The organism is Microbacterium sp. (genome assembly GCF_039812165.1).
In the GTDB taxonomy this organism is placed as follows: Bacteria; Actinomycetota; Actinomycetes; order Actinomycetales; family Microbacteriaceae; genus Microbacterium.
Genome location: NZ_JBDIAB010000167.1, coordinates 1 through 6,355, shown reverse-complemented (window position 1 = coordinate 6,355; position 6,355 = coordinate 1). Strand labels below are relative to the sequence as shown.

7 protein-coding genes are annotated in these 6,355 nt (G+C 70.7%); 1 reads left to right on the top strand and 6 read right to left on the bottom strand.

What is annotated here, in order from left to right:
• Positions 1 to 1,084, top strand: a 1,084-nt coding sequence (locus WML84_RS11810; RefSeq protein WP_347346343.1) for a penicillin acylase family protein, incomplete at its 5' end; no start/stop codon positions are given.
• A gap of 249 nt (positions 1,085 to 1,333) precedes the next feature.
• Here the strand turns inward: WML84_RS11810 and mnhG are convergent.
• From mnhG to mbhE, 6 genes are all read right to left on the bottom strand, one after another.
• Entirely contained in the window at positions 1,334 to 1,690 is a 357-nt protein-coding gene (mnhG, locus tag WML84_RS11805) for a monovalent cation/H(+) antiporter subunit G (RefSeq protein WP_347346342.1), read from the bottom strand.
• Complete coding sequence (locus WML84_RS11800; RefSeq protein WP_347346341.1) at positions 1,687 to 1,962, bottom strand: monovalent cation/H+ antiporter complex subunit F; 276 nt, start codon at positions 1,960 to 1,962, stop codon at positions 1,687 to 1,689. Before WML84_RS11800 ends, mnhG begins: the two co-directional genes overlap by 4 nt.
• Positions 1,959 to 2,543 (bottom strand): Na+/H+ antiporter subunit E, encoded by a 585-nt coding sequence (locus tag WML84_RS11795; protein ID WP_347346340.1) that lies wholly within the window; start codon positions 2,541 to 2,543, stop codon positions 1,959 to 1,961. Before WML84_RS11795 ends, WML84_RS11800 begins: the two co-directional genes overlap by 4 nt.
• Positions 2,540 to 4,105 carry a Na+/H+ antiporter subunit D gene (locus tag WML84_RS11790; protein WP_347346339.1) on the bottom strand — a complete coding sequence of 522 codons (1,566 nt, stop codon included), beginning with the start codon at positions 4,103 to 4,105 and terminating at the stop codon, positions 2,540 to 2,542. The genes WML84_RS11795 and WML84_RS11790 overlap by 4 nt, the downstream gene beginning before the upstream one ends.
• A complete protein-coding gene (locus WML84_RS11785; RefSeq protein WP_347346338.1) occupies positions 4,102 to 4,617 on the bottom strand; it encodes a Na(+)/H(+) antiporter subunit C in 516 nt (171 codons plus the stop codon). Before WML84_RS11785 ends, WML84_RS11790 begins: the two co-directional genes overlap by 4 nt.
• On the bottom strand, positions 4,614 to 6,355 hold a 1,742-nt coding region (mbhE, locus tag WML84_RS11780), incomplete at its 5' end, for a hydrogen gas-evolving membrane-bound hydrogenase subunit E (protein WP_347346337.1). The genes mbhE and WML84_RS11785, both read right to left, overlap by 4 nt.

Sequence of the window (6,355 nt, the reverse complement as noted above, 5' to 3'; positions counted from 1 at the left end):
CGACCGCGAGGGCAACATCGGCTACCAGGCGCCCGGGCGACTGCCGATCCGCGGCGCCGGCGACGGGTCGATGCCGCAGCCGGGGTGGGACTCGCGCTACGACTGGCAGGGCTACATCCCGTTCGAGGAGCTGCCGGTGCTCTACAACCCGCCGTCGGAGTTCATCGTGACGGCCAACAACGCGATCGTCGGCCCCGACTACCCGTACCGGCTCACCGACGACTGGGACTACGGCTGGCGCGCCGCGCGCATCGTCGACCGGCTGCAGCGCGCGGCCGCGCGCGGCGGCCTGACGGCCGACGTCATGTCGGCGATCCAGGCCGACCAGCAGCTGTGGATCGGCAAACGGCTCGCGACCGCCTATGCCGGCGTGGACGTGAAGGGCGACGGACCGCGCGCCGCGCTCGCGCTGCTGAGCCGCTGGGACGCGCAGAACAGCCCGCAGTCGAGCGCCGCCGCCTACGCCAACGTGCTGTGGGACGAGCTCGTCCGCGATCTGTTCGCACGGCGCGACGATCCGGCTCCGCTCAGCGGCCAGGGCCGGCTCTTCGTGGTCGTCGACCGGCTGCTCGACGACCCGGACTCACCGTGGTGGGTCAACGAGGAGCTCGGCGTCGACGGCCGCGACGAGCTGCTCGCCAAGGCCGCCGCCGACGCGTACGCCCGCCTCGTCGAGCTGCAGGGCGACCGCGTCGAGAACTGGAACTGGGGCGAGCTGCACGCGATCACGCTCACGAGCGAGACGTTCGGCTCCAGCGGCATCCCGGTCATCGAGTGGCTGTTCAACCGCGGGCCGTACCCGGTCGGCGGGGGCTCGTCGGTCGTGGACGCGACGGGCTGGGTTCTCGGCGACAGCTTCGCGACCGTGACCGTGCCGTCGATGCGCATGACGATCGACCTCGCCGACTTCGACGCCTCGCGCTGGAACCACCTGACCGGTGCGAGCGGGCACGCGTTCCATCCGAACTACACCGACCAGTTCGAGACCTGGCAGCAGAACCGCCAGACCGCTTGGGCGTTCTCGCCCGACGCCGTCGATGCCGCGACCGTCGACACCCTGACCCTGGTCCCCGCCGGGGGCTGAGCCTCCGCGCCGGCTCCCCGGGCTCGCGGATGCCGTTGGCTACAGTTCCCTGCTTCGGCCCCTACGAATATGTGGCGCCATCGCAGGGAACTGGAGCCCACAGGCCCGCAGGGCACGGCATCCGTGCAGAGATCCGGCGCCATTGCAGGAAGGTGGCACCAACCGCGCGGGGCGTGCGGGGGGTGCGGGGTGTGACGGCGCGACGGGCCGCGGGGAGGGGAATCAGCCGACGGGCCGCGGGGAGGGGAATCAGCCGCCCGCGGCGGGGGGTGTCTGCTTCGCCGCGGCGAGCTCGTCGACGTACAGCGACCGCTGGTCGACCGTGCCGTTGCGGTAGGCCTGACGACCCACCATGTGGGCCGACAGCGGGGCCGTGGCGAACTGGATGATGATCACCGGGAACAGGAACGCCGCCACCTGCCACGACCGCAGCGACAGCGCGACCGCGAGGCAGATGAGGATGAGCCCGAGCACCTGCGGCTTCGTCGCCGCGTGCAGGCGCGTCGGCACGTCGCGGAACCGCAGCACGCCGATCGCCGCGGTGAGGCACAGCGCCGCGCCGATCAGGATCAGCACGAGCGAGATCGTGTCGAGCAGCTCGTTCATCCCTGTCCTCCCCCGCCGTCGCGCCGCGCCACGAAGCGCGCGATCGAGATCGAGCCGAAGACGCCCACGGCCGCGACGATCAGCAGGATCGGCAGGCTGCGGGTGTGCTGGTTGATGGCCATGTCGGCGCCCAGGATGCAGATCACGAGCGTCAGCAGCACGTCGGCGGCGACCGCGCGGTCGAGGATCGACGGCCCGACGATGATCCGCCACACGGTCAGCAGCACGGCGGCGGTGAACACGACGTAGATCGCGGCGAGGAGCACGCTCATCCGGCATCCTTCCTCTCGGTCCGCCTCGTCACGCGGTCGGCGCGCATCGCGGCGACCTGGGCGGACGAGCCGACCGCGCGCACGATGCGCTCCTCCCAGTGCTGCACGGCCGCGCGCTGCCGCTCGACGTCGGCGTCGCTGTGCACGCCGATGACGTGCAGGTAGAGGATGTGGCGGTCGCGGTCTATGTCGACGATGAGCGAGCCGGGGATGAGGGATGCCGTGACCGCCACGTGCGTCATGATCAGGTCGTCGCGCGAGACCATCGGCACCGCGATGATCGCGGTGCCCGGATAGCGGCGCGGATCGATCACCTGCCACGCGACCGTCAGCGAGCCGCGCACGAGGGCGACGAGGAACTCTGTGACGAACACGAACGTCCACCACAGGTTCACGCGGCCGGACAGCTCGACCGGCGGCAGCCGGAACACTCGCGTGACGAACACCGCGACGACGATGCCGGTGACCGCGGCGAGCACCGTGAACTGGCCCCACAGCAGCATCCACAGGGCCACCAGCCACACGAAGAAGGGCAGCTGACGCCACAGCGTGCGGCGGATCCCCCCGGCATCCGGGCTCATCGGAGCGCCTCCTCGTCGAGCTGGGTGAGGCTGACCGGCTGCAGCAGGGCCTCGCCGATGTTGGCGCACAGCTGGTAGAGCGGACCGGCGAACACGGTGAGCGCGATCGAGACCCCGACCATGCCGGCGGTCGCGGCGGTCATGATGCGCGGGATGACGCGACGCTCGGTCTGCACGGTCGCGGCCGGCGCGTCGTCGAGGTACGAGATGCGGCCGGCGACGTCGGGCTCCTCGGAGTGGTCGTCGTCCTCGCGCCAGAACGCCAGGTTCCACGCGCGCATGAGGGCGTAGAGCGTGAGCAGCGAGGTGAGGATGCCGCCCACCGTGAGGACGTACATGAGGGGCGTCCCCACCGCGGCGGCCGCGTCGAACAGCGCGAACTTGCCGATGAACCCCGAGAACGGCGGCAGGCCGCCCAGGTTGATGGCCGGCAGGAAGTACAGCGCCGCGATGACGGGGGCGGCGCGCATGAGGCCTTTGACCTTGAGGATCGAGGTGGAGCCCGCGCGGCGCTCGACCAGTCCCACCGCGAGGAACAGCGTCGTCTGCACCACGATGTGGTGGACCATGTAGTAGATCGTCGCCCCGAGCGCGGCTCCGGTGCCGATCCCGAGGCCGAACACCATGTAGCCGACGTGGCTGACGAGCGTGAACGACAGAATTCGTTTGAGCTCCGCCTGGGCGACGGCGCCGAGGATGCCGACGACCATGGTCGCGAGCGCCACCACGAGCAGCAGCACGTCGATGTCGCTGTCTTGGAACAGCTGCGTCTCGGTGCGGATCATCGCGTACACGCCGACCTTGGTCAGCAGGCCCGCGAACACCGCCGTGACGGGCGCCGGTGCGGTCGGGTACGAGTCGGGCAGCCAGAACGACAGCGGGAAGACGGCCGCCTTGATGCTGAACGCGAGCATGAGGAGCAGGTGCAGCACGAGCTGCACCTCCTGCGGCAGCTCGACCATGCGCTCCGACAGCTGCACGAGGTTGACGGTGCCGAGCGCGCCGTAGATCGCCGCGATCGCCGACAGGAAGAGGATCGACGACACGAGCGACACGACGATGTAGACGACGCCGGTGCGGATGCGGGACTCGGTCGAGCCGAGCGTGATGAGCACGTACGAGGCGACGAGCAGGATCTCGAAGCCGACGTAGAGGTTGAACAGGTCGCCCGCGATGAACGCGTTGAAGATGCCCGCCGCGAGGATCAGGTACGAGGGGTGGAAGATCGAGACCGGGGTGTCGTCGTCGCCGTCGGCGGCGCCCTGGCCGACCGAGAAGAGGAGGACCGCGAGCAGCACGACGCTGGAGACGACCACGAGCAGCGCCGAGAGCCGGTCGACGTAGAGCACGATGCCGAACGGGACCGGCCAGCCGCCGACCGACACCGCGATCGGCACGCCGCCGGTGTCGACCGTGTACAGCAGCACTGCCGCGATCGTCAGCACGAGCGTGAGGGTGATGATCGAGACCGCCACCTGCACACGGCGGCGGCGGCCGAACGTGAGCGCGATCGCCGCCCCCAGCAGGGGCAGCGTCACCAGCAGCGGGACGAGGGCGCTCATCGTCGGTCCTCCCGCGAGTCCATGGGAGCGTCGTCGCGGATGGCGTCGAGGTCGCGGTGGTGCAGCACGGTGATGGGCGCGGTGCTCGTGCCGACGAAGTCGCTCGTCGCGTCGTCCTCGGTGATCTCGTCGTCCATCGTGTCCTCGTCCTCGGGCGCACGCTCGCGCACGGCGAGATCGGCCTCGTCGTCCTCGACCGTGTCGGCCTGGCCGAGCTGCCACGACCGGTAGATCAGCGCCAGCAGGAACGCCGACACGGCGAAGGTGATCACGATCGCGGTGAGGGTCAGCGCCTGCGGCAGCGGGTCGCTCATCTCGTCGGGCGACTCGGCGGCTCCGAAGAACGGGGCGACGCCGGGCTTGCCCATCACGATGAGGAGGAATAGGTTCGCTGCGTTGCCGAGCAGCAGGAAGCCGATCAGCACGCGCGTGAGACTGCGCTCGAGCATCGCGTACACGCCCGCGGCGAACAGCACGCCCATGATGACGATGAGCACCAGCGAGACGTTCACGGCAGCACCACCCCGCGGTCGCGCAGCTCCTGCGCCTGCCGGTCGACCTCCGCGCCGAGCGAGCGCAGCACGTCGAGCACGAGACCGATGACGACGAGGTAGACCCCGACGTCGAAGATCGCCGACGTGACGAACTCGACGTGCCCGAGCACCGGCACGTTCGCCTCGAAGAACACGCTCGTCAGCGGCGCGAGGCCGAAGAAGATCGGCACGATCGCGCAGCCCACGGCGATCGTCATGCCCGCGACCAGGCCGCCCGCGAAGCCGCCGCCGGGCAGGTTGTGGCCGGCGAACAGCAGGTAGATCGACACGACGATGATCGTGTGGAAGAGGATGCGGACGATCACCTCGAGCATGATCGACCGGTTCTCGGGCCGCACGCGCTGCCCCCCGACGAGCCATGCCTGCCGGATGCCGACTCCCGCCGTGCGCGGGCGCGGGCCCTCGGCGGTCTCCATGAGCGGGCGGCGGGTGCGGATGGCCGCGGTCGGCAGCGACGACGTCGTGCGCGACAGCGTGTCGGAGCGATGGGTGACGAAGACGAGGGATGCCACGCCCGTGGCCGCGAGGATCAGCACCGACAGCTCGCCCATCGTGTCCCATCCGCGGAGGTCGACGAGGGCCACGTTCACGACGTTCTTGCCGTGGCCGAGCTCGTAGGCGAGCTCGGGGAACCGGTCGGAGATCGGGTCGGTGACGCGTGCGCCGGTCGAGACGATCGCGACGATCGCCATCGTGACGCCGACTGCGATGCCGAGCACGGCCCGCACGACCGGGAGCACGGACGCGTTGTGGGTGCCCAGGCGCGCGGGGATGCGGCGCAGCACGAGCGCGAACGCGACGAGCGTCACCGTCTCGACGAGGATCTGGGTGAGCGCGAGGTCGGGGGCGCCGCTCGTGGCGAACAGGAGGATCATCCCGAGGCCGGTCACCGACACGAGCACGACGCCCGTGTAGCGCTTGCCGGCGCGCACCGCGACGATGCCGGCGAGGATCATGATCGGCGCGACGACGATCTGCATGGGCGTCTGCCATGCGTCCAGGTGGGCGCGCCACTCCGGTCCGGAGAGCAGGGCCGTGCCCTCGGCGGCCACGAGCACGACGAAGATCGTGCCGACGTACACCGGCAGCGAGCCGCGCTGCGTGAACGTAGTGGTGGCGACCGCCAGGCGCGCGACGCCGCGCAGGGCGGCGTTGTAGACGTCGGCCGCGGTGAAGCGCAGCACACGGGAGTGCCAGTGCGTCGCCTGCACGAGCCAGAACACGCCGACGCCCATCGCGAGGCTCGTGAGCGTGAGGAACAGCGCGGGCTCCAGCCCGTGCCACAGCGCGAGGTGGTACGTGTAGTCGGGCGCCGCGACCCCGGGGCTCGCGAGCGGCGCGGTGTCGGCGTAGCCCGACAGCGCGCGGTCGACCAGCGGGGCGCCGACACCGGCGACGAGGGTGAGGCCCGACAGGATCAGCGGCGACGCGATGAACCCGAGCGGCGGGTCGGGCCACGGGGTCGTGGGCAGGGGCGCTCCCGCGGCATCCCGCTTCGTCCAGAACGCGCCCCACAGGAAGCGGATGCCGTAGGCCGTGGTGAGCGCGGAGCCCAGCACGATCCCGAAGAGCGCCACGAGCGCCCACGCCGATCCCTCGCGCCCCTCGTGCAGGAACGCGGTGAGCGAGGCCTCTTTGGCGACGAAGCCGATGAGCGGCGGCAGGCCGATCATCGACGCGACCGCGAGAGTCGAGG

Excerpts from the sequence above, each read along its gene's own strand:
- mnhG (WP_347346342.1), bottom strand. The coding sequence starts at position 1,690 with ATGAACGAGCTGCTCGACACGATCTCGCTCGTGCTGATCCTGATCGGC.
- WML84_RS11800 (WP_347346341.1), bottom strand. The coding sequence starts at position 1,962 with ATGAGCGTGCTCCTCGCCGCGATCTACGTCGTGTTCACCGCCGCCGTG.
- WML84_RS11795 (WP_347346340.1), bottom strand. The coding sequence starts at position 2,543 with ATGAGCCCGGATGCCGGGGGGATCCGCCGCACGCTGTGGCGTCAGCTG.
- WML84_RS11790 (WP_347346339.1), bottom strand. The coding sequence starts at position 4,105 with ATGAGCGCCCTCGTCCCGCTGCTGGTGACGCTGCCCCTGCTGGGGGCG.